This is a genomic window from Paracoccus wurundjeri (genome assembly GCF_030678915.1).
In the GTDB taxonomy this organism is placed as follows: Bacteria; Pseudomonadota; Alphaproteobacteria; order Rhodobacterales; family Rhodobacteraceae; genus Paracoccus; species Paracoccus onubensis_A.
On sequence record NZ_JAUUTZ010000005.1, the window covers coordinates 115207 to 139801 of the forward strand.

Annotated in this window: 21 protein-coding genes; 2 read left to right on the top strand and 19 right to left on the bottom strand. The window is 61.2% G+C overall.

The window, feature by feature from the left end:
- Position 1: 1 nt before the first annotated feature.
- From Q0601_RS07015 to Q0601_RS07070, 12 genes are all read right to left on the bottom strand, one after another.
- Positions 2-829 carry an ATP-binding cassette domain-containing protein gene (locus tag Q0601_RS07015; protein WP_305288580.1) on the bottom strand — a complete coding sequence of 276 codons (828 nt, stop codon included), beginning with the start codon at positions 827-829 and terminating at the stop codon, positions 2-4.
- Positions 826-1740 (bottom strand): alpha-D-ribose 1-methylphosphonate 5-phosphate C-P-lyase PhnJ, encoded by a 915-nt coding sequence (locus Q0601_RS07020; RefSeq protein WP_305288582.1) that lies wholly within the window; start codon positions 1738-1740, stop codon positions 826-828. The genes Q0601_RS07015 and Q0601_RS07020 overlap by 4 nt, the downstream gene beginning before the upstream one ends.
- Complete coding sequence (locus tag Q0601_RS07025; protein WP_305288585.1) at positions 1737-2891, bottom strand: carbon-phosphorus lyase complex subunit PhnI; 1155 nt, start codon at positions 2889-2891, stop codon at positions 1737-1739. The genes Q0601_RS07020 and Q0601_RS07025 overlap by 4 nt, the downstream gene beginning before the upstream one ends.
- Entirely contained in the window at positions 2891-3421 is a 531-nt protein-coding gene (gene phnH, locus Q0601_RS07030; RefSeq protein ID WP_305288586.1) for a phosphonate C-P lyase system protein PhnH, read from the bottom strand. The genes Q0601_RS07025 and phnH overlap by 1 nt, the downstream gene beginning before the upstream one ends.
- On the bottom strand, positions 3421-3900 hold the full coding sequence (gene phnG / locus Q0601_RS07035) for a phosphonate C-P lyase system protein PhnG (protein ID WP_305288587.1): 480 nt from the start codon (positions 3898-3900) through the stop codon (positions 3421-3423). Before phnG ends, phnH begins: the two co-directional genes overlap by 1 nt.
- Positions 3897-4640: a phosphonate metabolism transcriptional regulator PhnF gene (phnF, locus tag Q0601_RS07040; RefSeq protein WP_305288590.1), complete on the bottom strand. Its 744-nt coding sequence runs from the start codon at positions 4638-4640 to the stop codon at positions 3897-3899. Before phnF ends, phnG begins: the two co-directional genes overlap by 4 nt.
- Positions 4641-4822: 182 nt before the next feature.
- A complete protein-coding gene (locus tag Q0601_RS07045; RefSeq protein ID WP_305288592.1) occupies positions 4823-6202 on the bottom strand; it encodes a M20/M25/M40 family metallo-hydrolase in 1380 nt (459 codons plus the stop codon).
- Between the two features lie 141 nt (positions 6203-6343).
- A complete protein-coding gene (locus Q0601_RS07050) occupies positions 6344-8482 on the bottom strand; it encodes a TonB-dependent siderophore receptor (RefSeq protein WP_305288594.1) in 2139 nt (712 codons plus the stop codon).
- Between the two features lie 143 nt (positions 8483-8625).
- Positions 8626-9426, bottom strand: a complete 801-nt coding sequence (locus Q0601_RS07055) for an ABC transporter ATP-binding protein (RefSeq protein WP_305288597.1) — start codon at positions 9424-9426, stop codon at positions 8626-8628.
- The gene (locus tag Q0601_RS07060) at positions 9423-10460 is read right to left on the bottom strand and encodes a FecCD family ABC transporter permease (protein WP_305288599.1); all 1038 of its coding nucleotides are present in this window, start codon (positions 10458-10460) and stop codon (positions 9423-9425) included. The genes Q0601_RS07055 and Q0601_RS07060 overlap by 4 nt, the downstream gene beginning before the upstream one ends.
- Entirely contained in the window at positions 10457-11497 is a 1041-nt protein-coding gene (locus Q0601_RS07065) for a FecCD family ABC transporter permease (RefSeq protein WP_305288600.1), read from the bottom strand. The genes Q0601_RS07060 and Q0601_RS07065 overlap by 4 nt, the downstream gene beginning before the upstream one ends.
- Positions 11494-12492: an iron-siderophore ABC transporter substrate-binding protein gene (locus Q0601_RS07070; RefSeq protein WP_305288602.1), complete on the bottom strand. Its 999-nt coding sequence runs from the start codon at positions 12490-12492 to the stop codon at positions 11494-11496. Before Q0601_RS07070 ends, Q0601_RS07065 begins: the two co-directional genes overlap by 4 nt.
- A gap of 352 nt (positions 12493-12844) precedes the next feature.
- On the opposite strand from Q0601_RS07070, the gene Q0601_RS07075 reads away from it, so the two are divergent.
- A complete protein-coding gene (locus Q0601_RS07075; RefSeq protein ID WP_305288604.1) occupies positions 12845-15172 on the top strand; it encodes a membrane-bound PQQ-dependent dehydrogenase, glucose/quinate/shikimate family in 2328 nt (775 codons plus the stop codon).
- Between the two features lie 98 nt (positions 15173-15270).
- Here Q0601_RS07075 and Q0601_RS07080 read toward each other — a convergent pair whose 3' ends face one another.
- From Q0601_RS07080 to Q0601_RS07110, 7 genes are all read right to left on the bottom strand, one after another.
- On the bottom strand, positions 15271-16935 hold the full coding sequence (locus Q0601_RS07080) for an alpha/beta hydrolase (protein ID WP_305288605.1): 1665 nt from the start codon (positions 16933-16935) through the stop codon (positions 15271-15273).
- 315 nt (positions 16936-17250) lie between these two features.
- The gene (locus Q0601_RS07085; RefSeq protein ID WP_305288606.1) at positions 17251-19038 is read right to left on the bottom strand and encodes a gamma-glutamyltransferase family protein; all 1788 of its coding nucleotides are present in this window, start codon (positions 19036-19038) and stop codon (positions 17251-17253) included.
- Positions 19039-19047: 9 nt separating this feature from the next.
- Positions 19048-19812: an aspartate/glutamate racemase family protein gene (locus Q0601_RS07090; protein WP_305288607.1), complete on the bottom strand. Its 765-nt coding sequence runs from the start codon at positions 19810-19812 to the stop codon at positions 19048-19050.
- Entirely contained in the window at positions 19809-20567 is a 759-nt protein-coding gene (locus Q0601_RS07095; protein WP_305288608.1) for an ABC transporter ATP-binding protein, read from the bottom strand. Before Q0601_RS07095 ends, Q0601_RS07090 begins: the two co-directional genes overlap by 4 nt.
- Positions 20567-21571 carry an ABC transporter substrate-binding protein gene (locus Q0601_RS07100; RefSeq protein WP_305288609.1) on the bottom strand — a complete coding sequence of 335 codons (1005 nt, stop codon included), beginning with the start codon at positions 21569-21571 and terminating at the stop codon, positions 20567-20569. The genes Q0601_RS07095 and Q0601_RS07100 overlap by 1 nt, the downstream gene beginning before the upstream one ends.
- 47 nt (positions 21572-21618) lie before the next feature.
- The gene (locus tag Q0601_RS07105; RefSeq protein WP_305288610.1) at positions 21619-22392 is read right to left on the bottom strand and encodes an ABC transporter permease; all 774 of its coding nucleotides are present in this window, start codon (positions 22390-22392) and stop codon (positions 21619-21621) included.
- A gap of 23 nt (positions 22393-22415) precedes the next feature.
- Positions 22416-23591 (bottom strand): M24 family metallopeptidase, encoded by a 1176-nt coding sequence (locus tag Q0601_RS07110; protein ID WP_305288611.1) that lies wholly within the window; start codon positions 23589-23591, stop codon positions 22416-22418.
- A 92-nt stretch (positions 23592-23683) separates the two neighbouring features.
- On the opposite strand from Q0601_RS07110, the gene Q0601_RS07115 reads away from it, so the two are divergent.
- Positions 23684-24592 (top strand): LysR family transcriptional regulator, encoded by a 909-nt coding sequence (locus tag Q0601_RS07115; RefSeq protein WP_305288612.1) that lies wholly within the window; start codon positions 23684-23686, stop codon positions 24590-24592.
- Positions 24593-24595 lie beyond the last annotated feature (3 nt).

The window sequence follows — 24595 nt, forward strand, 5'->3', positions numbered from 1 at the left end:
TTTACAGTTTGGCGTGGACAAGGGCCTGGGTGTAGGGATGCTGGGGATCCTGAAAGATCTGGTCGGCCAGCCCTTCCTCGACTACCCGCCCCTTGCGCATGACCATGACCCGGTCGGCCATGGTGCGGATGACGCCCAGATCGTGACTGACCAGCACCATCGTGATCGCCCGGTCGCGCTGCAGCCGCTTCAGCGTGTCCAGAACCAGCGCCTGAACCGAAACATCCAGCCCGGTGGTCGGCTCGTCAAGCAGCAGCAGTGCAGGTTCCAGCGCGATGGCCTTGGCCAGTTGCACCCGTTGCTGCATACCGCCCGACAGTTCGACCGGGCGGGCATCCATCCGCTCCAACGGGAATTCCGAGGCATCCAGCGCCTCGCGCGCCCGCGACCTCAGCACCGAGAAACGGCGCTCGCCCGCGATCAGCAGCCGCTCGGCGACATTGCCCGATGACGAATTTTCCATCAGCAGCCCCAGATGCGGGTTCTGATAGACGATGCCGATATGGCGCGCGCACAACATCCGCCGGGCGTAGCGGTCAAGATCGAACAGATTTCCTGCGGATCCCGGAATGGCCAGCCGGTAATCGCCGCTATCCGGGCTGTCTTCCAGATTCATCATCCTGAGCAGCGTCGATTTGCCCGAGCCGCTTTCGCCGACGATGCCCAGAACCTCGCCGGGGTAGACGGTGGCGGATACGTCCTGCAAGGCGACGACCGTGCCGAAACGACGATTGATTCCGGTCATGGACAAGATCGGCGCTGCGCTCATCAGACGCGGCAGATCGCGGGTCGGGCTCTGGGCGGGGGCGTCCATAGGATACAGGGTCACGTCATCGCTCCGTTCCGGTACCAGGTTGCACCGATTTCGACCGCCTCGCCTTCGGCGCGGCGGATCGCCTTGATGCCGAAATGGCTGTCGGACAGTTCATGCCGCGAATCTCCGCCGGTCTGCGGGATCTCGTTCATGAAGAAACCGGTCACGCCCGAGCGGTGGCAGACAAGACTGGCGTGATCCTCGACCCGGAAGGGAATGTCTGCGAAAGCCAGCGGTTCGACGCGGGTAAAAGGGGGAACGGCGAAGATACGCTTCTCGCGCCCAGCCGACAGGAGCGTCAGGTGACGCGACATGTTCAGCTTGGGCAGATCCCAGCGTGGGATCGGCGACGGCGTCATGACATGCCGGCCATTGACCATCGCCGGATAAGATGCCCCCTGCATGATCCGCCCCGAGCGCACGATCTGTTCATACAACACCAGCCACAGCCGCCCGTAATCGGCATCGGCATGCATCTGGCGGGCCACCGACATGTTCGGCTGAACCGGCCGCAGCGGCTCGGGATTGGGGACCTGCAGGACAAGGATCTGATCCTCGCGCAGCATCTCTTCGGGGATGCGGTGGCGCGATTGCAGGATCGTGGCTTCCTGCGTGTCCCAGGTGCCGCGAGCACCCGTTACCTTCTCGACGAATTGCCGGATTGAGACGGCGTTCACGCTGTCATCCGCGCCCTGGTCGATCACCTTGACGACCGAGCCGGGGTTGACCAGCGTCAGGGTCACCTGCAACCCGCCCGTGCCCCAGCCGCGTGCCATCGGCACCTCTCGGCTGGCATAGGGGATCTGGCAACCGGGGACCGCAACGGCTTTCAGCATGGCGCGGCGTAACTCTCGTTTAGCAGAGGGATCCAGAAAGCCATAGCTCATTGCCTGCCATGGCCGGGTCAGTTCGCCAAGCGCGGTCATTCTGCGGTCTCCCCGATCTGTTCAACGGAGTCTGGCAACGTGGCAGGGGCACTCGCCCCCCCGGCATCCCCGGAAGTATGTGGGTAACGGGCATGTGGGCCAGTCTCCGTGGTGACCGCGCTGCGTGCCTTGGCGTCGCGCATTGCATCCAGTGAGGACTGGAAGGTGACGTAATGTGGCAGCTTGAAATGGATGCAGAAGCCCGAAGCCTCGACCGGTTCGGTGTGATAGAGAAAGAATTCCTCTTCGGTCGGTGCGCCCTTGGTCGCACCAGCCGCATTCAGATCCAGCGTCGCGGCCGAGATCACCTTGACCTCATTCCAGCCAAGCGTGGCGGCAAAGCCCAACCGGATCCGGGTCCCGCCATTCTTGGCAGCAACCTCGGCCTGCGAAATCTTCACCCGCCCTGCCGAAAAAACTGTTCCGCGCGGATGACGGACACGCAGTTCGGCCTCGGCCAACCGCAATTCGTTGACGGTGGGATGAGCATTGCCATAGCCCCGCATGGCGGAATAACCCAGCGCCAGCACGCCACCGCTATCGGCGCGGGCAAGGCTTTGCAGGCGGTGCGCGCGCGGGGCCGGGAACAACAGCGGTTCCCTTGTCAGATCCGGGATCGCATCGGGGGCGACCTGTTCGCGCGGGGGATCGGCGACCAGACCCTGCGCCTTCTGCCATGCGGCAAGCGAGGGATGGTGCGGCGGCGCGGGGTGATCAGCTTTCTGAACCGGGGCGGAGCTCAGGGGCTGGTCCTCAAGCACCCCGGTGGCAAGGATGCGATGTGAATAATCCAGCGTCGGACCAAGGATTTGGCCGCCGGGAATATCCTTGAAAGCGGCAGAAATGCGGCGAAGGGTGAAAAGCCGGTCCTGCGTCACCGGCTGGGCGATGGCCAGACGCGGCTGGGTGGTCCGCCATGCGCGCAGCAAAAGCACCGCCTCGTACAGATCGCCGCCTGTCTGGGCCAGCGCCAATGCCGCCAGTTCGGGTTCGTAAAGCGACGCCTCGCCCATCACCCGATCCACCAGCCAGGGCAGGCTGCGGGCAATGACAGTCACCCGGTCGCGGTCGACAGGCCCCAGCCCTTCGCGGTAAAGCCGTTCCGCCTGAGCGATGGCGCGTTCACCTCCGCGGGTTGCGACATAGGCCATCAAAGCACCTCGATATGGGTCGAACGCGGCAGACCGATCACCTGCGCATTCTCGACAAGAAACAGATCGAATCCCATCGGATAGGGTCCGCGCGCATCGCGCAGCGACCAAAGCGCCGGATTCACCAAGGGAGCGATACGGATCCCGGCCTCGATTCCCGGACCGGTCAGCCGCAGCGACGGGCCGCCCGTCAGCGTGGCCGCCAGCAGCAATGTCGCGCCGTCTTCGGGATGCAGGGCCGATCCAACCGATGCGCTGCCCGCTGCGGTCAACGGATCGCCCGAAAGAAACAGGTAATCCGCCAAAGCGGGCTCCTCCATCCGGCAACCGGTCCGCGCAAGGGCCGGGATCAGCGCCGGATCGTCGGTAAAAACCGCGCATTCCAGATCGACCAGCGCCAGTGCGGCTGAACGCAACCCCGGTTCGGGCAGGTTGTGGATCTGCCCGGGACGCGACAATGAACCGATCAAAGCTTCGAAGGCTGCATTGTCGCGGATTTCGTCCTGATCAGGACGCGGGATGACATTCATCAGAAAGTCTCCATCTCGACGCGGGTGGCCTCGACCGCACGCAGGGTATCGCGATCCCTCTCAGCGATATCTGCCGCCTCTTCGTTCAGGAAATCCGCGATCATGCCTGACTGTACGTTTTCCTGGGCGGCCGCATCTACTACCGCCATGGCCATGGCGCGTTCCAGATCGCGACCAGTTACCATGCCATAGCCTTCTGTCCCTGACGGCAGGCGCAGATGCGCTTCGGCAACCAGAACCTCGCCCAGATGGAAATCCGTGCCCTGCACCGTTTCGCGCATCGGCAGCATGACAAGGCCGGTGCCGCTTTTCAGGATCTCGGGGGCAGGCAGCGACGGCAACAGCGTCTCGGCCAGCGCCTTCAGCCGCGCAACATCGGCCCGCGCGAGCGTCTCCAGCAGTCGCGCGTGATTTCCCGACCCGGGCGCGACCGGGTCATCTTCCTGAAACATCCTATCCTCTTCGGTTTTACCGGTCATGACATGTGATCCTGATCCCCACCGGTTGGCAAAGGATCGGCATCCAGCGTGAACTGCACGCGCTCCGCCGACCAGATTCCCTGCGAATGGCCGATAGGGCGGCCTTCCATATCCACATCGGTCTTTTGCATGACCATCACCGGTAGCGCCGGATGCTGAGCCAGCAACAATGCTTCGTCTTTCCGGGCGCGGCGAGCGAAGACGCTGGTCGAGCGGCGGAGGTAATCGGCAATCCCATAAGCGCGATAGATATCGGTGATCTTCTCGCCACGGCTCCGGCGCTGCCCGAAATCGGCAAACCTCTCTGCGGGGTGCCATGACAGGCCGATGCTGATTGGCACGTCATCGGCCAGCCCGCGCGTCAGTACCCGATGCACCGGCGCGCCTTCGGGCAATTCCAGCGCACAGGCCACGGCGGCAGGCGCCGAAACCTGCCCGACCTCGATCACGTCACCCCCCGGAGCGACGCCTTGATCCCGCAGATTCTGGCGGAAACGTGTACGCCGGCCGATCTGATAATTGATCAGCGGCGCCGCCTCGACAAAGGTGCCGCGCCCCTGTTCGACGCGCAACTTGCCATCGACGACCAGCGCATCGATGGCCCGGCGTATCGAATGGCGGCCGATGCCGAAATGGCGGCAAAGCTCGGGCTCGGTCGGCAGCCGTTCGCCCGGCGCGTATTCGCCGCGCATGATATCTTCGGTCAGTCGATCCCGGATCATTTGCCAATTGGTCTGCATGCGCCCGCCCCAGTCATTCGGCGTCCAGTCATTCGGATGAATTATCCATATCGGCGCGGTATGACAGTCCGGTGAAGAAATGACCCCTGAAACGCCCTTACCATGCAGTTTCACAGGAACGACACAAAACGATCATCCAGCGCAGCGCATTGTCTGCCGCGCCAGACGAATTGATCCGCCGTTCAGACCTTGGCGCAGCGGTTTCCAACGGAGGAAAGCAGTGCCGCGCCGGTGCGGATGCCATCGTGGAAACATTCGATCCTGAGATTTTCGTTCGGGGCGTGATTGGCTTCATCCGCATTGGCATAGGGCAGCACGAAGGCGGGAATGCCGAGAATCCTGGTGAACACGTAATCCGGCAAACTGCCCCCCACGCAAGGGAAAAGCAGCGGTTCAACGCCCCTTGCCGCAACCACCGCCTCGCGAAGCGCCCGGGCATATTCCGAATCCATGGCCGTACGCGAAGGCAGCATACCGCCACGCGGCACAACCTCCACATCGGGCGCATGACGCGCGACATGGGCCGAGACCTTTTCCAGCACCTGCGCCGGCGTCATGGCGTCGACAAGGCGAATGTCGCATTTGGCGATCGCCTCGCAGGGCAGGACCGACTTCGAGCCCTCGCCGCCATAACCGCCATGCAAGCCGTTGATGGTCAGGGTCGGGTGAAACATCAGACGGTCATAGAAGGGGCGGTTCTTCGGTTCGTCGAGTTCCTTCAGACCCAGTTCCGCCATATATGCCGGCAGATCCAGCGGCAGTATCGCTGCCGCTTGCCGCTCTTGTTCGGTCGGTGGAATGATCGGGTCATGCAGACCCTCGATGGTGATCAGCCCTTCCGGCGTCTTCATTGTCGCAAGCAGATGGACGAGTTTCCAGATCGCATTCGGCATGACCCCGCCGTAATTGCCCGAATGCGCGTCGCGGTCGGCGGTTCTGGCGATAAGGTCGAAAGACACCATGCCCCGCACCCCGAAGGTGATGATCGGCAAACCGGAATCATGAAGCGGCCCGTCCGCCGTCACCACCAGATCGGCCTTCAGGCGATCGGCATGCGCCTGTACGAATTCGGCAATATGCGGGCTGCCGACTTCCTCTTCGCCTTCAAGCAGGAAAATCAGATTGCAAGGCAGTTCACCATGAACCGCCAGATGTGCCTCGATCGCCAGAATCTGTGCCAGATGCTGACCCTTGTTGTCGCCCACGCCCCGCGCATAGATACGCCCGTCCCGGATCGTCGGCTCGAATGGCGGGCTGTGCCACAGCTCAAGGGGCTCGGGGGGCTGCACATCGTAATGCCCGTAAAGCAGCAAGGTCGGTTTCGCCGGATCGTCACCATGTCGGCCAAGCACCATCGGGTGACCCCTGGTCTTCACGGCTTCGACCTCCATGCCCAGATCGGTCAGCATCCCGACCAGCATCCGGGCGACCTCGGCGATTCCCTTGTTCTGGGCACTGATGCTGGGGTGGCGAACATATTCCAGAAGCCGGGCCAGATGCGCCTCGCGTTGCGCCTCGATATGATCGAAAACGGCCCCGAGGCCGGGAAAAGTCATGCTCATGTCGTACCCTCCTGCTTGCGGCTCAGAGGAACCGCACCCAAGCGGTCAATCTCCCCCGACCAGCCCGGAGGCGCAAGGCATACCCGCCCCTTACGCTGTGCCGGCGTGATCAGTCATGCGCCGCGCGGATGGCACGTGACCTCAGAAGCGGTGGCGCAGCGTGACCGCGACGTTGCGGCCCGGGTTATAGTAATCCGTAGTGGCCGAGCCGACGACATGCTGTTCGTCCAGAAGATTACTGATATTGATCGCCAGATCGGTATCTTCCCGCACCTGATAGCTGAAGGCCGCATCAAGAATGGTGGCCGCTTCGCTTTTGCCGCTGTCATTGGTGGCGTTGAAGAAATACGATCCGATATAGCGCGCGCCCAGACCAAAGGTCATGTCGCCGCGCGATCCGCTGCCGGGCAGCGTGTAATTCACCCAAAGCGAGGCGATGTGGTTCGGCGCCGTTGTGAATTCATTGCCCGAGATATCTCCGCCGCTGCGTGTACTGCCACGGACGACCTCGGTATCCATGTAGGAATAGGCACCGATGATGCTGATATTTTCATTGATCTCGGCCTTGGCTTCAAGGTCGAGGCCGCGAACCCGTGCCTCGCCGATCACTTCGCGGGTGATCGAGCCATCGTCTTCGACCACGGCGATAGTGACATTATCCTTGGTCAGATCGTAGATCGCGGCCGAAAACAGCGCATTCATGCCCTGCGGCTGATATTTGGCGCCAAGCTCGTATTGTTCGCCACGTTCGGGTTCGACGCCTATCGCGGGCGGGGCCACGGATTCGACATAGCTGACATAGGTCGAGATCTCGGGCGTGATCTTATAGGTCAACGCGCCTCGTACAGAGGTTTCCGAGAAATCGTCGCTTTCACTGCTCCCGGAAAGAGAGTCGCTGCTTTTCAGGTCCAGCCAGTCATGACGAATACCGGCCGTCGCGATAAAGCGATCATTGAAGGACAGGTTCTGTTGCAGGAACAGCGACTGGGTTTGATAATCGGTCGTGGTCGACTGATAGGCGACAAGTTCGCCCGGCCCACCGCTATAGATCGGGTTCGCTATGTCGATCGGCGCTGTCAGGCCCGAATAAGACGTGCTGCTGGTGGTCGCATCGCGAAACTCGACCCCGACCAGCGTGCTGCTGTCAAAGCTGGCGAAGCTTTTGTCATATTGCAGCATGGCATTGCCGATCAGCTCTTCGGCGCTTTCTTCGGAACCGAAATACCAGCGCTGGACCTCGGTCCCGACGCGGTCGGCGTTATCCGACAGGTAGATATAACCGAAATTATCCGTCAGATCGCTGTAGCGCAAGTTGGCGCTAAGGCTCAGGCCGCCGCCGAAATCATGTTTCAGCATGCCGGTCACGCTGCTGCGTTCGACATCGTGATAATTGAAATCGGGTTCGCCGAAGAAATCGCTTCGGTCATATTCGCGGTCCAGCGGATAACCACCGCTGTTCGGGGTGCCTTCGCGGTCCAGATAATCGGCCACGATTGTCAGCGTCGTCGCACCCGAAGGCTCCCATGTCAGGCCGCCCATCAGGAAGGTCTCGTCATCCTGCGAATAGTCGTATTCCAGCTCGCTTTCCTGCAGCTTGCCGGTGAAGCGATAGGCAAGGGTCTGCTGCGAATCCAGCGTGTCGCCGAAATCAAAGCCATATTCCGCATGACCGTTCGAACCGCCGGTGGCGTAAATTTCCGAGAAACGCTCGAAACGCGGCTGCTTGGTCACGAAATTGACCGAACCGCCCGGATCCGAGGTTCCGAAAAGGGTTGAGTTGGCGCCCTTGATGACCTCGACCCGCTCATAGGCGAGGGGTTCCTCGCGCACGCCGCGCATCGATCCCAGTGTCATGCCGTCGCGATAGGTCGTCGCCTGAAAGCCCCGGACGAGGTAATAGTCATTGCGGTCATCCGAGCCGTAATAATCGGTATGCACGCCCGCGCTATATTCCAGCACCTCCTCGACGGTATTGGCATTGCGATCCTTGATCTCCTTGGTGGTAATGACCGAGACGGAGGCCGGCGTGTCAAGAATGCTGGTCGCGACCTTGCCGCCGACCCACAATTCGCTGGCGACGACCGAATTCTCGTCGTCATCGGCCTCGCCCTCGGCATAGATCAGGATCGGTGACAGGCGATAGGGGGCGTCTTCGGTCCCGGCTCCCGTGTCCTGCGCCCATGTGGGCGTCGCGATCAGTGCGGTGCAGCCAAGAAGGGCCGCGGTCAGGCAGCGACGTGACAGGCAGAGAAGCGTCTGACAAGGGATAGCGACCGGCATAGCCTATTACCTTAGTTTTTTGCTTGGATTTATGACTGGTTTCTAAGCCAGCCGGGCGTGAGGAACAAGAAGATTTGGTCCGGACGGACGATACCCCTAACGCGCGAGGATTTTCGGCAACAGAACCCCGAGGGTTGTGCGCCTCAGGTAGCCCGGTGACGGCCGATGGGCAGCATCATCGGACGCCCCGAGACCGGATCCGGGATGACACGGCTTTTCAAGCCGAAAACCGTTTCCAGATTCGCCTCGGTCAGCACCTCTTCGGGGCTGCCTTGCGCGTGCAGCCGGCCCGCCGCCATAGCGATCAGCCGATCCGCATAGCGCGCGGCAAGGTTCAGATCGTGCAATACCATGACGATGGTCATGCCACGCGCGCGGTTGAGATCGGTCAGCAGATCCAGAACGTCGATCTGATGGCTGACATCCAGAAAGGTCGTCGGTTCGTCCAGCAGCAGAAGATCCGTTTCCTGCGCCAGCGCCATGGCGATCCAGACCCGCTGGCGCTGCCCCCCTGACAATTCATCCACCACGCGGTCCGCAAGCTCGCCGGTATGGGTCGCGTCGAGTGCGGCGGCAATCGCGGCATCGTCGGCCTTGCTCCAGCGCGATATCAGCCCGTGATGCGGATGGCGCCCGCGGCTGACCAGATCGGCGACGGTAATGCCCTCGGGCGCAATAGGGGATTGCGGCAAAAGCCCAAGGGTCCGGGCCAGTTCCCGTGTCGGGTGATGATGAACCGACTTGCCGTCCAGCAGCACCTGACCGCGACTCGGCGCTATCAGCCGTGACATACACCGAAGCAGGGTGGACTTGCCGCAGCCATTGGCGCCCACGATTGCGGTGATCCGTTCCGGCTGGATCGTCAGATCCAGATCGTTCAGGACGGTATTGTCGGCATATCCGGCCGAAAGTCTTTCGGCGACAAGGCTGTGAGACCGGGTCATAGCGAACCTCCGGCGCGATTCACGCGCACGATCAGATAGATAAGATAGGGGGCGCCAAGGGCACCGGTGACCACGCCCACCGGATAGCGGGAGGGCAATGCAAATTGCCCGATATAATCGCCGATCAGCACCAGCGCCGCCCCGACCAGAGCCGCAGGCAGAAGAATCGAACCGTTCGGCCCGACCATCCGCGCGGCAAGCGGCCCCGACAGAAAGGCCACGAAAGCGATGGGTCCGGCCGCCGCCGTCGCAACGGCGATCATGCCCACGGCAGTAACGATCACCAGGATACGGGTCACCCCGACCCGTATGCCCAAAGCCGCGGCGGTATCATCCCCCATCCGCAAAGCGTCAAGGTCGCGGCCACGGGACAGCAGCACGCCCCCGAACAGCATAAGAGAGACAAGCAGGGGCAGAGCCTGCGACAATTGCACGCCGTTGAGGCTGCCGGTCAGCCAGCGCATCGCCTCTTGCAAATCCCATGATGCCGCTCGTGACAGGATATAGGCAATGAAACTGTCGGTCATGGCCGAGATACCGATACCCACCAGAATCAGCCGCGTTCCCGCAACGCCGTTCTTGAAGGAAAGCCCATAAACCAGAATGGCGACAGCAAGCCCGGCCAGCACCGCGAAGACCGACACCGCCAGCCCGTCCAGCGACAGCACCACGATGCCGAAGACGGCGGCGGCGCTCGCGCCGGAACTGACACCGATGATGTCGGGGCTGGCAAGCGGATTACGCAGCATGATCTGGAAAGCGACGCCGCCCAGCCCAAAGCTGATGCCCACGAGGATCGACATGACCGCACGCGGCAGGCGCAATTGTCCGATCGTGAAACTGGCGCCCTGCACCTCTTGGCCCAGCAGCACCCGCAGAACATCGCCCGGCGGCGTGAATGACTGACCCAGCATCAGCGTCAATGCGAAGCCGCAGGCCAGCAGCAGCACCAGCAGCAGGATGATATTCCGGCGGCGACGCGCGCGCAAAAGGCGGCCGGCGGCGACGGAATGGGAAAGCACAGAGGCGCTCACAGCTCGCGCACCCTCTGGCGGCGGACGATCCAGATGAAGAACGGAGCGCCGACGAAGGCTGTGACGATGCCCACGTCAAGCTCGTTCGGGCGCGCGATGATACGGCCGATCACATCGGCCAGGATCAGAAGCGATGCACCGCCAATGGCCGAGAATGGCAGCAGCCAGCGGTGATCAATCCCGGCCAGAAGGCGGCAGAGATGCGGCACCACAAGCCCGACAAAACCGATCGGACCGCAGACCGCCGTGGTCGCGCCGCACAGAAGAATAGCGCCAAGCGCGGCCATGGCCCGGGCGATCGCCACACGCTCTCCCAGCCCCGCCGCCAGTTCATCGCCAAGCGCCAGGGAATTCAGCTTGCGGGCCGACAGCAGGCTAAGAACGAAGCCCAGAACCAGAAAAGGCAGGACAAGCCGGATATCGGCGAATGTCGATCCGCCGACGCCGCCGATTGTCCAGGACCGCACATTGCCCGCAATGTCATTGCGCGGCAGCACCACGGCAATGGTAAAGCTGGAAAACGCGACCGAGGTCGCGGCACCCGCCAATGCCAGTTTCAGAGGCGTCGCGCCCCCCCTTCCCAGCGAGCCGATGACATAAACAAAGGCCGCCGTCGCCCCTGCGCCAAGGATCGCCGCCCATATATAGGCAGAGGCGCTGGCCAGTCCGAACCAGGCCATGCCGATAACAACCGCCAGCGAGGCACCCATATTCACGCCAAGTATGCCGGGATCGGCAAGCGGGTTGCGCGTCACTCCCTGCATGATCGCGCCGGCCAGCCCAAGCGCCGCCCCGGCGATCGCCGCCATGACCGTGCGCGGAATGCGGACGGCCACGGCAGCCTGACCGATTGTGTCGGCCCGTCCCTGCAACCCGCCGATGATCTCGGCCCAGCCGACATCGCGCGTTCCGACTGCCACCGATATCGCGCAAAACCCCAAAAGCAGCAGTACCGTCGCGGCCAGCACAAGGGCGCGCGTCGAATTGGACCGGCCAAGCCGCCATTGCGCCGCCTGTCCCATTCGCGGCCCGCTCATTCCGCCTTGCGTGCCGCGTCGCCCAGCAGGTCGAGATAATCATCAAGCACCCACGAAATCGAAAGCGGTGTCGGATTGGCGGCGGTCCCGATCGGATTCATGCCCAGCATCACGACAGATCCGCGCGAAATCGCCGGCATATGCGAGGTCAGGGGATCGGCCTGCAACGGCGCCAGCAGCTCTTCCCCGCCATAGGTGACAAAAATGTCCACATCGCTGAAGCGGTCGATCTCTTCGGCGCTTACCTGACCCGAGAATTGGCCCGGATTGGTCGCCCCGATCACGCTTTCGGGCGAATGCATGCCCAGATCCTCGAAAAACTTCACGCGCGTGTCATTGCCTGAATAGAAGCTGACAGTGCTGAGATTGCCCGGATCGAGATGGGTGATAAACATCGCCGTCTTATCATTGATCTCGGGATGTTTCGCGACGCTTTCTTCTATTTCAGCCTCGATTTCGGCGATCAGCCGATCACCTTCGGCCGCCATGCCAAGCCCCGCGCTGTTCAGCCGGATCATGTCACGCCAATCGGTGGACCACGGCCCGTCCGGATAGGCGACGACCGGGGCAATCATGCTGAGAGTGTCGTAATCCGACTGGCTAAGCCCGGAATAGGCAGCCAGGATCACGTCAGGCTCTGTCGCCGCGACGGCCTCAAAATCGATGCCATCGCCTTCGTTGAACAGAACCGGAATATCGGCATCCAATTCCTCCAGACGTTCGCTGACCCAGGGCAGCAGCCCGTCGCCATCGTCGTCGCCGAAGGTGGCGGCGGCAAAACCAACGGGCACGACCCCCAGAGCCAGCGGCACTTCGTGATTGGCCCAGGCAACGGTCGCCACACGCTGCGGCTTTTCCTCGATGACCGTGCTGCCCAAGGCATGCTTGATGGTTATGGGATAACTGTCCGCACCGTCCTGAGCCGCGGCAAATCCTGGTGCGATGACCATGACCACCACAGCCCCAAGGGTTGCAAGAGAGATTGATCTGATCATCGGAGAAGGCCACATAGCTGACTGTTTATCTCAACTTTCATATTCCAACAGGAGCGTCAAGTGACGTGCCGTCCGAGTATCGAGGAAATCCGCTCGCTTTACCGATGAGGATGCCTTCTTGTGATCAGGAGTGGCGGCGTGACGCCGGTCCGGGTTCGTATTCACCGCCAGACACGGCGTCAGCCGGCGGGCAAAAGACGGATATATGTTCGAACCCTGCCAGCGTGGCCGACCAATCCGCGAATCCCGACAAAGCACCCCGTCGCATATGTGCCAGAACCGCATGAGCGTGTTGCAGCCACGTGGCTTTGGTCGTAACCTCGCATGAAGCAACCGGCTTTCGAGGTTCCGTATGCGTGCCGTGGTCTCGTTCGTCCTTTTCGCTGTCGGACTTATCCTCGTCCTTGGCGGGCTGTATCTGGTTACACTGGGTGGCAGCCTGTTCTACTCCGGAGCCGGGATCGCCCTGATCGTCACATCGGTGCTGATATGGTTGCGCGATCCGCGGGCGCGGATCGTCTATGCCCTGTTCCTGATCGTCCTTGCCGCCTGGTCGCTGTGGGAAGCTGGTCCCGATTGGTGGGCGCTTGCCGCGCGCATGGGAATGTTCCTTGTCTTCGCATTGCTTCTTCTCCTTCCCCTGCATCTGCGCGGGCGGCGTTTTGGTCCGGGATGGATCGGACTGTTCGTCGTTACCGGCATCACCGGGCTCGGGCTGCTTGGGACGACCCTTCTGCCCGATCCACATGATATCGCCGGGCAGCTTCCGGCCGAGAACGCCAATCCCGACGCTGCAACGGGCGATGACGATCCCGAGAGCTGGACGGCCTATGGCCGCAACAATTATGGGCAGCGCTTCTCTCCGCTTGAGCAGATCACGGCAAATAATGTCGACCAGTTGCAACCTGCATGGACCTATCGCACAGGCGATGTCAAAGGGCAGGATGACGTTGGTGAATTCACCTATCAGGCGACACCAATCAAGATCGGCGATACCCTTTATCTCTGCACCCCGCATAACTGGGCCGTCGCCCTCGACGCGGATACCGGAGCAGAGAAATGGGTCTATAAGCCCGATATCGAAACCGATCTGAACCGCCAGCACCAGACATGCCGGGGACTCAGCTATTGGCCTGGCGAGAATGAAGCCTCTGCGCCGCAGCAGAACACCTGCTCGCAAAGGCTGTTCCTGCCGACATCGGACGCGCGGCTGCTGGCGCTCGACCCGGAAACCGGAGAACTCTGCGCGGATTTCGCAGAGAATGGCGCGCTGGACCTGATGCACAACATGCCGTTCCGGCAATCGGGTTATTACTATTCGACCTCACCTCCGGTGGTGGCGGGCAATACCATTGTTATCGGCGGTGCGGTAAACGACAATTACGACATAGATTCACCTTCCGGCGTGATCCGGGCATATGATGTCGGCGACGGAAAGCTGCTCTGGAACTGGGATTCGGGCAATCCGACCGAAACCGCCCCGCTGGATCCAGACGATCCCGATCAGAAATATTCCACCTCCTCTCCCAACAGTTGGTCCATCGCCAGCGCCGATCCCGAGCTTGGACTGGTTTACCTGCCGATGGGCAACCGCACGCCGGATCAGCTTGGCAAATACCGCAGCGAGGCCGAGGAAACCTATGCCACCTCGGTCACCGCACTTGATCTGGAAACCGGTCAGCCGCGTTGGGTGCATCAATTCGTGCATCATGATCTCTGGGACATGGACACGCCTGCTCAACCCAGCCTCGTTGATCTTGATTTGCCTGATGGACGCGTGCCCGCGCTCGTCGTGCCGACGAAACAGGGTGATGTCTACGTCCTGAACCGGGAAACCGGCGAAGCGGTTCTGCCCGTGACCGAACGGCCCGCCCCTCAGGGCGCCATTCCGGACGACTTCACCGCGGCGACGCAACCTGCCTCTGCCCTGTCCTTTGAACCCGAACCGCTTACCGAGGCAGGGATGTGGGGCGCGACGGCCATCGACCAGATGCTTTGCCGGATCGCCTTCCGGAAATTGCGATACGAGGGACGCTATACACCGCCATCCTTGCAGGGCAGCATCGTCTATCCAGGTAATTTCGGGGCTTTCAACTGGGGCGGCATTGCCGTCGATCCGCGAAGACAGGTGATGTTCGGCATGCCGCTGCAACTGGCCTTCGTCTCGAAATTGATCCCCAAGGACAGCCTGAGCGCGGATACCCGGACGAATGTCGGCGAACAGGGCGTCAATTCCAATGAGGGCGCGGATTATGCCGTGCAGATGGGTCCCTTTCTGTCGCCGCTTGGCATTCCCTGCCAGCAGCCGCCCTGGGGCTTCGTCGCCGGGGCCGATCTGCGCAGCGGAGAAATCCTGTGGCGACATCGGAACGGCACCAGCCGCGACATGACCCCTGTTCCCCTGGAATTGAAACTGGGGATGCCCGGCATCGGCGGGCCGGTGATCACCGGTTCGGGTGTGGTGTTTATGGCGGCAACGATCGACAATTATCTGCGTGCCTACGATCTGACGACCGGAGCAGAGATCTGGCGCTCGCGGTTGCCCGCAGGAGGGCAGGCAACACCGATGACTTATCTTGATAGCGAGGGGCGGCAGATGGTCGTGCAGGTGGCTGGCGGGCACGGCTCGGTCGGAACGAAACTTGGCGATTACGTCATGGCGTGGCGCCTTTCGCAATAGCAGTGCAATTCACCATATGGCCGTCTCTTCCGGCAGAAGCAGCCACCCGCCGGACACGCCTCGTATATGACTGGACTAAGCCCTCGCCGGCGCATCGGTCAGGAACCGTTTTCGCAGCCCACCAGCTCCCCATGCCCGCAATGCGCCTTGAGCCGCTCGGCCGCCGACCCGTCCCATCCTTCGGGTTCGGTCACGGCGGACCAGGCGTCGATATAGTCGCGAACATGATAGTTATGCCCATATCCGGGCGGAGTCGAGGTGCTGCGCAGCAGGTCGACCGTCAGCTGAAGCTGCGTCACGATGGGCGTAAAGGACAGTTCCGGCGACACATCCGGCGCTTTCGCCTCGCGCATCCAGACAGGTTCGCGCCACAATGCTGTGGGGCTGTAGAAGACAATCGGATCGCTGGCGTATTGCATGAACAGCACCCGCATACGCCCCCAGGCCCTGCCCGAGCGCAAGGGTTTTGCATATTGGCTGGAATAGCGGATGACCCGCCCGTCATCGACCGCCGGCAGCACAAACGGACTGCCCGCCTCTCGCGCCGCATTCGCCTGATTCCATAGCGTCGAGGGAAAAGGCGGCCCGGCCCAAAGCGCACCATCGATCGGCTCGTTCATCATCTGAAAGACGTTGAAAGCATGCATCGACGACCAGGAGCCCAGGGAAATACCGTGCATGTAAAGCCTTGGCCGCCGGTTATCCGGCATTGCCGCCCAATGTTCATAGACAAGCCGCATCAATGCCTCGGCCTGATCGAGGCCGGAATCGGTCTCGAAGATGAGCGCAAGCGGGCTTTGCAGATAGGAATATTGCACCGCCACCGTCGCGACATCGCCGTCATGCATATATTCCAGCGCGTCATAGCTGGCCGGGTCCATCCAGCCCGTGCCGGTTGGGCTGGACACCACAAGCACCTTGCGTTCAAATGCCCCGACGCGCTGCATTTCCTGCAAGGCAAGCCCGGCCCGGACCTGCGGATCGCTGTCCTGCGCCAGACCGACATAGATACGCAAGGGCTCTTTCGCGGGGCGGCCGTTGAACGCGGCGATTGCCTGCGCCGAAGGCCCGTTCAGCACGAAATTCCGGCCCGGCCTGCCCATCAGATCCCAGGATATCAGCGATTTGGACGATCCCGGTTGCCACGGCTCCGCCGGCGGGGGCGTTTCGGGATGGGTCAGATATTGCGCGGCGGCATAAGAACTGTCAGCCATGCGCAGCCCGGCATTCACCATTCCGTCGCGGGTCACGATCAGCACAAGGATCGCACATAGGAGCAAGCCCAGCACATTCGCGCTGCGCACCGGAATATGCCGGGCCAGCCGCCTGCGCAGCAGATTGAACAATCCCTGAATCAGCAGGCCGATCACATACAGCACCAGAAAAACCGCCAGCGCGATGACCGCTGTCTGCAGCGTATTGGCGACCTCGAGTTCGGGAAGCCCCATGCGTTCGCGGAGACCGTTCTGCCAGCCCCGCGCATGTGCGATACAAAAGAACAGCGTGGCCAGCACCGGTACCGCGACCAGCACATGCGCGGCGACCGCCCATCTTCCGCGCAGCACCGGAATTTCAAGCGAGCGCCACAGCGCCAGAACGAATTGCGTCAGCATATGGCCCATCGCCATCGACGCCCCGGCCAGCACACCCTGAAAGAACGTGCCGCACGGAATCAGCGATGGCGTCAGCGAGGCCGCAGCCAGCAACAGGCCCACAAGCAGGGGCAGGACCGGAACGATCCGCATCAGACCCTGCCAGTTCATCCGCGCCATCCCTGACCACCTATTTCGCCCATCAGACGCATAATGCCCCTCTTTCTGAAGAGAATGGTGATTTCGGGACGTCTTGTCGACGCGCCATCCGAGCACCCCGGCGGAATTTTGTCACCTGCTTTGCCATGACGGCAGAGCGGGCGCAACATGATGGCGCCCGCGCAGAATATCCATGCTTCGTGGTGACAAGGGCGGATCGTGCCCGGACATCATCTGGGGCAGCGGAACTGACGACCGCAGTTATCAGGCTCCGCGCATGACCGCCGGAACAAACAGGCATCGCATGAGGTCAAAACCTGACCCGCCTTAGCGCCCCACCGCGTAGGCCTGCATCAGCCTTGGTGTCGCAGCGGCTTGCAATGTGCCATCGGAGTGGCGCAGCGCGGCGGTCAGGCGTCCAACGCTCCAGGCTTCGGCAACCGTTACCCCGTGGCCCCGCCGACGCAGCCCTTCGATCGTTCCGGCACCGATACTTTCCTCGATCACAAGACGGGCAGGATGGGCGTCCCTTGGAAAGAAGGACGCCTGAAAGTGCTGTGAATGAAAAAGCGGCGCATCTATCCCGGCTTGCAGATCGTAGCCATGATGAACCATGCGCAAAAACCATATCAGCTGCCATTGGTCCTGCTGATCACCGCCCGGCGTCCCGAAAGCAAGCGCCCGTCCGTCCTCATTGAAAGCCAGCGAGGGCGTCAGAGTCGTGCGCGGACGAGCCCCGGGGCGAAGTGAAGAAGCCAGGCCATCCTCCAGCCAGAACATCTGCGCACGCGAATTCAACGCGAAGCCCAGTCCCGGAATCACGGGACTTGACTGCAGCCACCCCCCGGATGGCGTCGCCGAAACGATGTTGCCCCACCGGTCGATCACATCGATATGAACGGTATCGCCTCGCATTTCGGTCAGATGGGCCATCGTGGGCTCGCCGGTCGCGGGATCATCTTCGATGCCGGACTGGCGCATGGCGCGTGCAATGGCGGCATCGGCCAGATACTCATAGCCCGGGATACGTCCCGGACGTTGTTCAAGCGAGGCCGCTTCCCCGATCAACGCAGCGCGTGCGCGACCGTAATCCTCGGATAAAAGCGTCGTCAATGGAATGTCGAAGAAATCGGGATCGCCGAAATAAGCTTCCCGATCCGCCCAGGCGAGTTTGATTGCCTCTGTTACGGTATGTACGAACTCTTCGCCCAGCGGATCCAGTTTCGCCAGATCGAAGTTACGCAGGATCTGCAATGCCATGAGCAGTACCGGCCCCTGCCCCCACGGACCGGTTTTGTGAATGCTCCAACCGTGGTAATCAATGGATACCGTGGGCTCCATCCGCGCCTGCCAGCTGGCGATATCATCGCGGGTAAGCAACGCGGACTGACGCTGCCCGGTGACATCCATGACCCGTGCGGTTTTCAGAAAGGAACCGATGGCGTCGGCCACGAAGCCATTGCGCCAGACCTGACGGGCGGCATCGATCCGTGCCTCCCGGCTTTCGCCCGTGGCTTCGGACAGGATTCGTTCCCATGTCGCCGCCAGCGCCGGATTCCGGAAGGGCTGAAGCGGCTGAGGAACCTTGCCGCCCGGTATCCAGACCTCGGCCGACGAAGGCCAATGCTGCTTGAAAAAAGGCTCGAGCCCTTCGATGGTCGATGCCACGCCCGGCAACAGGGGATGCCCCTCACGCAGATACCATATGGCAGGAGCAAGCACATCCTCCAGTTCCAGCCGGCCATGGTCGCGCAGCAAAAGCATCCAGCCATCGAAGGCCCCGGGCACCACCGTCGCCAAAAGGCCCGAGCCGGGAATGAGGTCGATGCCAAGCGCGCGCATCGCCGCGGCGCTGGCCGCTTTCGGGGCAGTTCCCTGAGCGCAGATTACACTCGGCGTGCCGCCCGACGGGCGAAGCAGGATCGGCAGGTCGCCCGCCGGGCCGTTCAGATGCGGCTCGACCACCTGCAGCACGAAACCGGTCGCCACCGCGGCATCGAAGGCGTTGCCGCCCTTTTCCAGAATCGACATTCCGACGGCGCTGGCGATCCAGTGGGTGGAGGTGACCACCCCGAAATTACCGCGGATCTCGGGGCGGGTAGTGAAGCAGACCATGGGAATTCCTTACTCTGGGATGAAAGGCTGACGGCGTGCCGTATCATGGGCAAGGCGCACCAGATGGGTAAAGTCGAAAACCGGAACCGGCACCGCCTTCTGGATCATCGCGGCATAGGGTGGCAACAGCGAGCATTCGAGCAGGATCGCCCCCAGATCGGGCGTCTGCGCCGCCAGGCGGCGGGCTACGGATACCGCCTCTTCCTCCTGTCGGTCGACGTCAAGCGTGGTGCGGTCCTGCCATGCGGTGGCCGCAAATTCGGGACAGCCTTCCATGCCGATCATGGCGCATCGTGCCGGGTCGACGCCCGCCAGCGCGAAATGCGATGGTCCAAGCGCAGAGGCTTCCGCGGTGATGATGCCCAGACGACGAGAGGCCGGCAGGCCGGACAGGATGAAGGGAGCCAACAGCAAAGACGAGCTCCAGACCGGGATGGAAACCGCCTCGGCCAACATCTGTTGATAAAGAATCGCAAAGCCGCAGGACGTGGTTATGGCCAGGCAGCCTTGCCGTTCCAGTTCCTTCGCCCCCTCGATCCAGGGTGCCGCCAGCCCGGCCAGACGCTGGCTGCCCGCCGACAATTGCGACGCCATGCGCACCGTCACCTCTCCCGATGCGCCGGGCACCACCCGGTGCAGCACGGGAAAATCGAAACTTCGCGCATTGCCGATCGCACCGGGAGGGCGAGGGAAACGCCCTTCAATCATCAGAATACCGACCCGGTAACCGTAAAGATTAGCACCGCCGGCCATCACGCGTCCGGATCCACTCATGCGGTCATCCCCTCGGCATCCATCAGCATGCGGATATCGTTCGAGGCTTTTTGAAAAGCGGGGTCGGACAAATTTGAGAATGAACGCGGCCGGGCCACTTCGACATCCACGATATCGGTGATCCTACCCGGCCGGGCGTCCATTACCACCACCCGGTCGGCAAGGAATACTGCCTCGATGATGGAATGCGTGACCAGAACGATAGTCTTGCCCGTCTGCATCCAGACACGCTGGATCTCCAGATTCAATTGCTCACGCGTCATCGCGTCCAACGCGCCGAAGGGCTCATCCATCAGCAGAAGCGAGGGATTGTGGATCAACGCCCGGCAAAGGGCCACGCGCTGCTGCATGCCGCCGGAAAGCTCGTATGGGCGACGCTGCTCGAATCCTTGCAACCCTGTCAGTTCGATCAACCTGCGCAGTTCCTCTTCCATATCGGGGCGTTGCAGGTGGCGGATTTCCAGTTGCAGGCGGATATTCTGTTCCACTGTGCGCCATGGAAGCAGGACCGGCGTTTGAAAGGCGATGCCGATACCGTCAGACGGACCGGTTACGGGTTTTCCCGCCACTTCCGCCTTGCCTTCACTTGGTTCAAGCAGACCGGCGATGATCCGCAGAAGCGTGCTTTTTCCGCAACCCGACTTGCCGACAATCGCAACGAATTCGCCTTCGGTAATACTCAGATCAATCCCCTCAAGGGCCCGGAAACTCTCGAAACTCTTTCCGATGCCGCGAAGCGCGATGGACTGACTCATTACCTTTCTCCGACAAATTCGTTTGTATAGAACGTATCCACCGGAAGCTCGCGCGGAAGCCCCACATAATTGAACATCACATCCTGTGTCGCCTCCCAGTCAGAGGCTTCCATCCAGCCGAAAGGTTTGCCTTCGGTGGCCTCTGTCGTCAGGCTGGGAAAGGTCAGCTTCAACTGGTGCAACAGAATATCGCGGTTGCGCTCTTGCTCGGGCAGGGCGGCGATCAACGCATCGACTGCCGCCTCGGGGTCGGCCTGCGCCATCTCGAAACCTTTTGCGGTCGCGGCCACAAAGGCGGCCACCGCTTCGGGGTTATCGGCAAGGAAATCGGTGTTGGCGACCAGACCGTTATTCATCTGCTCGATGCCATAATCCGACATCGGGAAATAGTGGACCGGCATTCCCGCGGCCTCCAGCTGCGCGACCTGCACATTGTAATTGGCGGGGATCGCATCTGCGCGGCCCTGAAGCAAAAGCGTGTTCTTCGCCGCAGTCGCGGGATTGATGACCGATATGCTGTCGGGATCGACATTTTCGCTTGCGAGCAATGCCGGAAAAACAAGCCCGGTGCTTTCCGCAGGTCCGTAGGCCACCACCTTGCCCGCCAGTTCGGTCGGAGAGTTGATCGGCGCATCCTTCGGAGAAATGACGCACATCACATTCGACAACACCCGCGCCACGGCGATGACGGGCATGCCTTTCTCTACTCCCTGAACCATCGTGCCGAAATCCACGAAACCAATGGGATCCGCTCCTTGCGCGATAAGCTGCACAACGGTCGCGGAGCCCTGCCCTTCGCCAATGGTCACATCCAGCCCGGCTTCCTTATAAAACCCCTCTTGCAGCGCAAGATAGAACGGTGCGTGCGAGCCATAGATCGACCAGTCCAGCCGAAAGCTGATCGGCGTCGTTTCCTGCGCCTGCAAGGCGCCGGCATTGCCGCCCAGTAGCCCAAATGCGATTGCGGCACCCATCATAAAGCGACGTGTCAGTATCGGTTTCATATTCATCTCTCCTGTCGGTTTTCTTGTTTTGATTTTGGGCAAACCGGTCACAGCCGGTCCTTCAGGCGAACGGTGGCGTGCCAGGGGATCATCATCTTCTCCAGCCATTCGACGCTGTAATACAGCACCACCCCGATCACGGTCAGGCAGATCAGCACGGCGAAGAGCAATGAGGTATCCAGCGACGCATTGGCCTGAAGCAGCAGATAGCCAAGGCCCTGCGTCGCTCCGACCCATTCCGCGATGACCGCGCCGACGATTGAAAAGGCCACCGAAACCTTGATGCCGGCGAAGATCGAGGGCAAGGCCATAGGCAGGCGGAACTTCCAGAATTTCTGTAATCGCGACGCTTTCATGCTGTCGGCCAATTCGATCATCTCGCTTTCGATAGAGCGCAGCCCAACGACCGACGAGATCAGCACAGGAAAGAAGGCCACAAGAAAGGTCACGCCAATTTTCGGGCCCATGCCCAGGCCGAACCACACGGTGATAAGCGGAGCCAGCGCCACCTTGGGAAAGGTTTGCGACAGCACAAGCCAGGGCATCAGCGTTCTATCCAGGATTTTCGACGAAACGAGCGCAATCGCCAGCGGAATGCCGATGACAATCGACAGGAAAAACCCCGCCAGACTGATAAAGGTGGTCACTCCGCTGTGCCACATCAGATAACCGAAATCGCCGGTCAGCCGGTCGAACACATCATGAGGAGAAGGCAGCAGGTAAGGCGGCAGATGAAGCAGGTAGACCCCGGCAAGCCATGCGCCAACCAGAAGCATCAGCATAGCGGCGGGATAGAGGGTATCCTTGAGAAGATCTTTCATCGCCTGTCCTTCCTTTTGCGGCCTTAGCCCGCGGTCAGCAGTTCCCGCGGGCTGTTTGCGAAGCAGCGCGCGCCTTCGGACGTCACGGCGAAGGTTTCCGACACCACCAGCCCATATTCGTCACGCCATAGCGCGGGAATAATATGGAAGGTCATGTTTTCTTCCATCACCGTAGTGTCGCCTGCGCGCACCGAACAGGTCAGTTCACCCCAGGTCGGTGGAAATCCGATACCTACAGGATAGCCCAGCCGGCCTTCCTTCTCGATGCCATGCCGCTTTACCACCCTATCCCATGCTGCATATACGTCCTGCAGTTCCACGCCCGGGCGGACGCTGTCCAAAGCGGCCTCCAGCCCCTCGCGAATGATTTTTACGGTTTCGACCAGTTCGGGCCGGGGATCGCCCACCATCACGCAACGCGATAACGGCGAATGGTACCGGTGTCGGATTCCACCCATTTCGATATAGAATATCTCACCCTCGACCAGTGGTGCGTCGGTCCAGCTCAGATGCGGGGCAGACGCGATCTCGCCCACCATGGCATTCGGGGGCTTACAAGGGAAAGTCCCGCCGAATTCCGCGGTCCCGGCGGTCGTGACACGGTAAAGCTCGGCCATCACCTCGCATTGCCGCACACCGGGCCGCACCAGCCTTCGCGCCGCATCCATCGCGGCGGTAGCGATCTGGCCCGCCTGCGACATGAACTCGATCTCCTGCGGGGATTTCACCATCCGGCAGCGATTGACCAGCAGAAATCCGTCGGCGAATTCGCCCTGGCCCAGCCCTTCGGTCAGGATCCTGTTCCATTTCGCGGTATAGTAATAATCATCCTGCTCGGCGGCGATGCGGCCTTTCTCAAGCCCGCGCTCTTTCATCACCTCGACCAAATACTGCATCGGATGCAGATCCGCAGAGCCGACATATTTGTCGGGATAGGCGACGACATTTTCTTCCGAAAGATAGGCGGTGAACTTCGCACCCACGGCATCCATCTTGCGCCCGAACCAGAACGGCTCCTCTGCGTCCAGCGCCACCACGACCATCTGCGGAGTATAAAATGACCAGCCGTCATATCCCGTCAACCAGAACTGGTTGGCAGGGTTGGAAACCAACAGGACGTCGAAACCTGCCTTACGCATGGCTTCCTTGGTACGGCTGACTCGCCGACGATATTCATCATGTTCGAAAATCAGGTTCATTCATCGCCTTCCTTCGTTTTGACCAAAGTCGAACCCGGGAAAGGCCATGCTGTCTATTGAAAGATATTCACGGATATCATAACCATTTTGGAATGCTTTATCCAAACCTGCGTCATCTCGAGATTTTTCTGTCGCTCTGCGAGTCGGGCACAGTGACAAAAACCGCTCAACGCCTGAATATTACGCAGCCGGCAGTCAGCAAGGCGATTTCCTCGCTGGAGGAAATGATCCAGATTCGCCTGTTCGAGCGGCGGCGCAATCGCCTGCATCTCACCGCCAATGGCCGGCAAATCCGTGACGAGGCGGAACGTTTACTGAATCAGGTAAACGCCTTCGGAACCGAGATCGAGGCCCTGCAAACCGCACGTCGAGGCAGCGTCAGCATATTGGCTATTCCATCCCTGGCGGCGGGTGCGGTGGCGCGGGCAGTAGGTGATTTTTCCGTCAGTCATCCCGGGATTCATGTGCGCTTTGGCCTGGCCATGTCACATGAGGTAAGCGGGATGGTGGCACAGAATCGGGTGGATGTCGGACTTGTCCATGGCTCAAGCGGTCTGCCCGGTTTGCAGGAGACTTTCGTCGCCGAGACTCATGTGCAATGCCTTATGGCCGCGACCCATCCGCTCGCGCAGCGCGGCGCTTTGGGTCCGGCAGATCTGGTGCATTACCCGCTGATCTCTTTCGATGCCGTGGCCCCGCTTAGCGCACAAATCCGCGAATCCTTCACCCGTGAAGGGCTGCGCCCAACCATCCGCGCGGAAATCAACGCCGCGCTTCTTGCAATCCAGGCGGTACGAGAGGAAATGATTGCTTTCGTGGATCCGTTTTCCATCGACCCCGGCCCAGATCTCGTATTGCGCCCGTTTCAGCCACGGATTGCGCTGGCAATCCATATCGTCACGCCATTAAACAAGACGCCATCCCTGCCGGTAGCCGCTTTCTGCGAAACGGTGCGTCATGCAATCTTCCGCGCCGTAACGCGGCGCGATGCATCCGGCTGATCT

Excerpts from the sequence above, each read along its gene's own strand:
- Q0601_RS07020 (WP_305288582.1), bottom strand. The coding sequence starts at position 1,740 with ATGACCGCGCTTGGCGAACTGACCCGGCCATGGCAGGCAATGAGCTAT.
- Q0601_RS07025 (WP_305288585.1), bottom strand. The coding sequence starts at position 2,891 with ATGGCCTATGTCGCAACCCGCGGAGGTGAACGCGCCATCGCTCAGGCG.
- phnH (WP_305288586.1), bottom strand. The coding sequence starts at position 3,421 with ATGAATGTCATCCCGCGTCCTGATCAGGACGAAATCCGCGACAATGCA.
- phnG (WP_305288587.1), bottom strand. The coding sequence starts at position 3,900 with ATGACCGGTAAAACCGAAGAGGATAGGATGTTTCAGGAAGATGACCCG.
- phnF (WP_305288590.1), bottom strand. The coding sequence starts at position 4,640 with ATGCAGACCAATTGGCAAATGATCCGGGATCGACTGACCGAAGATATC.
- Q0601_RS07045 (WP_305288592.1), bottom strand. The coding sequence starts at position 6,202 with ATGAGCATGACTTTTCCCGGCCTCGGGGCCGTTTTCGATCATATCGAG.
- Q0601_RS07050 (WP_305288594.1), bottom strand. The coding sequence starts at position 8,482 with ATGCCGGTCGCTATCCCTTGTCAGACGCTTCTCTGCCTGTCACGTCGC.
- Q0601_RS07055 (WP_305288597.1), bottom strand. The coding sequence starts at position 9,426 with ATGACCCGGTCTCACAGCCTTGTCGCCGAAAGACTTTCGGCCGGATAT.
- Q0601_RS07065 (WP_305288600.1), bottom strand. The coding sequence starts at position 11,497 with ATGAGCGGGCCGCGAATGGGACAGGCGGCGCAATGGCGGCTTGGCCGG.
- Q0601_RS07070 (WP_305288602.1), bottom strand. The coding sequence starts at position 12,492 with ATGATCAGATCAATCTCTCTTGCAACCCTTGGGGCTGTGGTGGTCATG.
- Q0601_RS07075 (WP_305288604.1), top strand. The coding sequence starts at position 12,845 with ATGCGTGCCGTGGTCTCGTTCGTCCTTTTCGCTGTCGGACTTATCCTC.
- Q0601_RS07080 (WP_305288605.1), bottom strand. The coding sequence starts at position 16,935 with ATGAACTGGCAGGGTCTGATGCGGATCGTTCCGGTCCTGCCCCTGCTT.
- Q0601_RS07085 (WP_305288606.1), bottom strand. The coding sequence starts at position 19,038 with ATGGTCTGCTTCACTACCCGCCCCGAGATCCGCGGTAATTTCGGGGTG.
- Q0601_RS07090 (WP_305288607.1), bottom strand. The coding sequence starts at position 19,812 with ATGAGTGGATCCGGACGCGTGATGGCCGGCGGTGCTAATCTTTACGGT.
- Q0601_RS07095 (WP_305288608.1), bottom strand. The coding sequence starts at position 20,567 with ATGAGTCAGTCCATCGCGCTTCGCGGCATCGGAAAGAGTTTCGAGAGT.
- Q0601_RS07100 (WP_305288609.1), bottom strand. The coding sequence starts at position 21,571 with ATGAAACCGATACTGACACGTCGCTTTATGATGGGTGCCGCAATCGCA.
- Q0601_RS07105 (WP_305288610.1), bottom strand. The coding sequence starts at position 22,392 with ATGAAAGATCTTCTCAAGGATACCCTCTATCCCGCCGCTATGCTGATG.
- Q0601_RS07110 (WP_305288611.1), bottom strand. The coding sequence starts at position 23,591 with ATGAACCTGATTTTCGAACATGATGAATATCGTCGGCGAGTCAGCCGT.
- Q0601_RS07115 (WP_305288612.1), top strand. The coding sequence starts at position 23,684 with ATGCTTTATCCAAACCTGCGTCATCTCGAGATTTTTCTGTCGCTCTGC.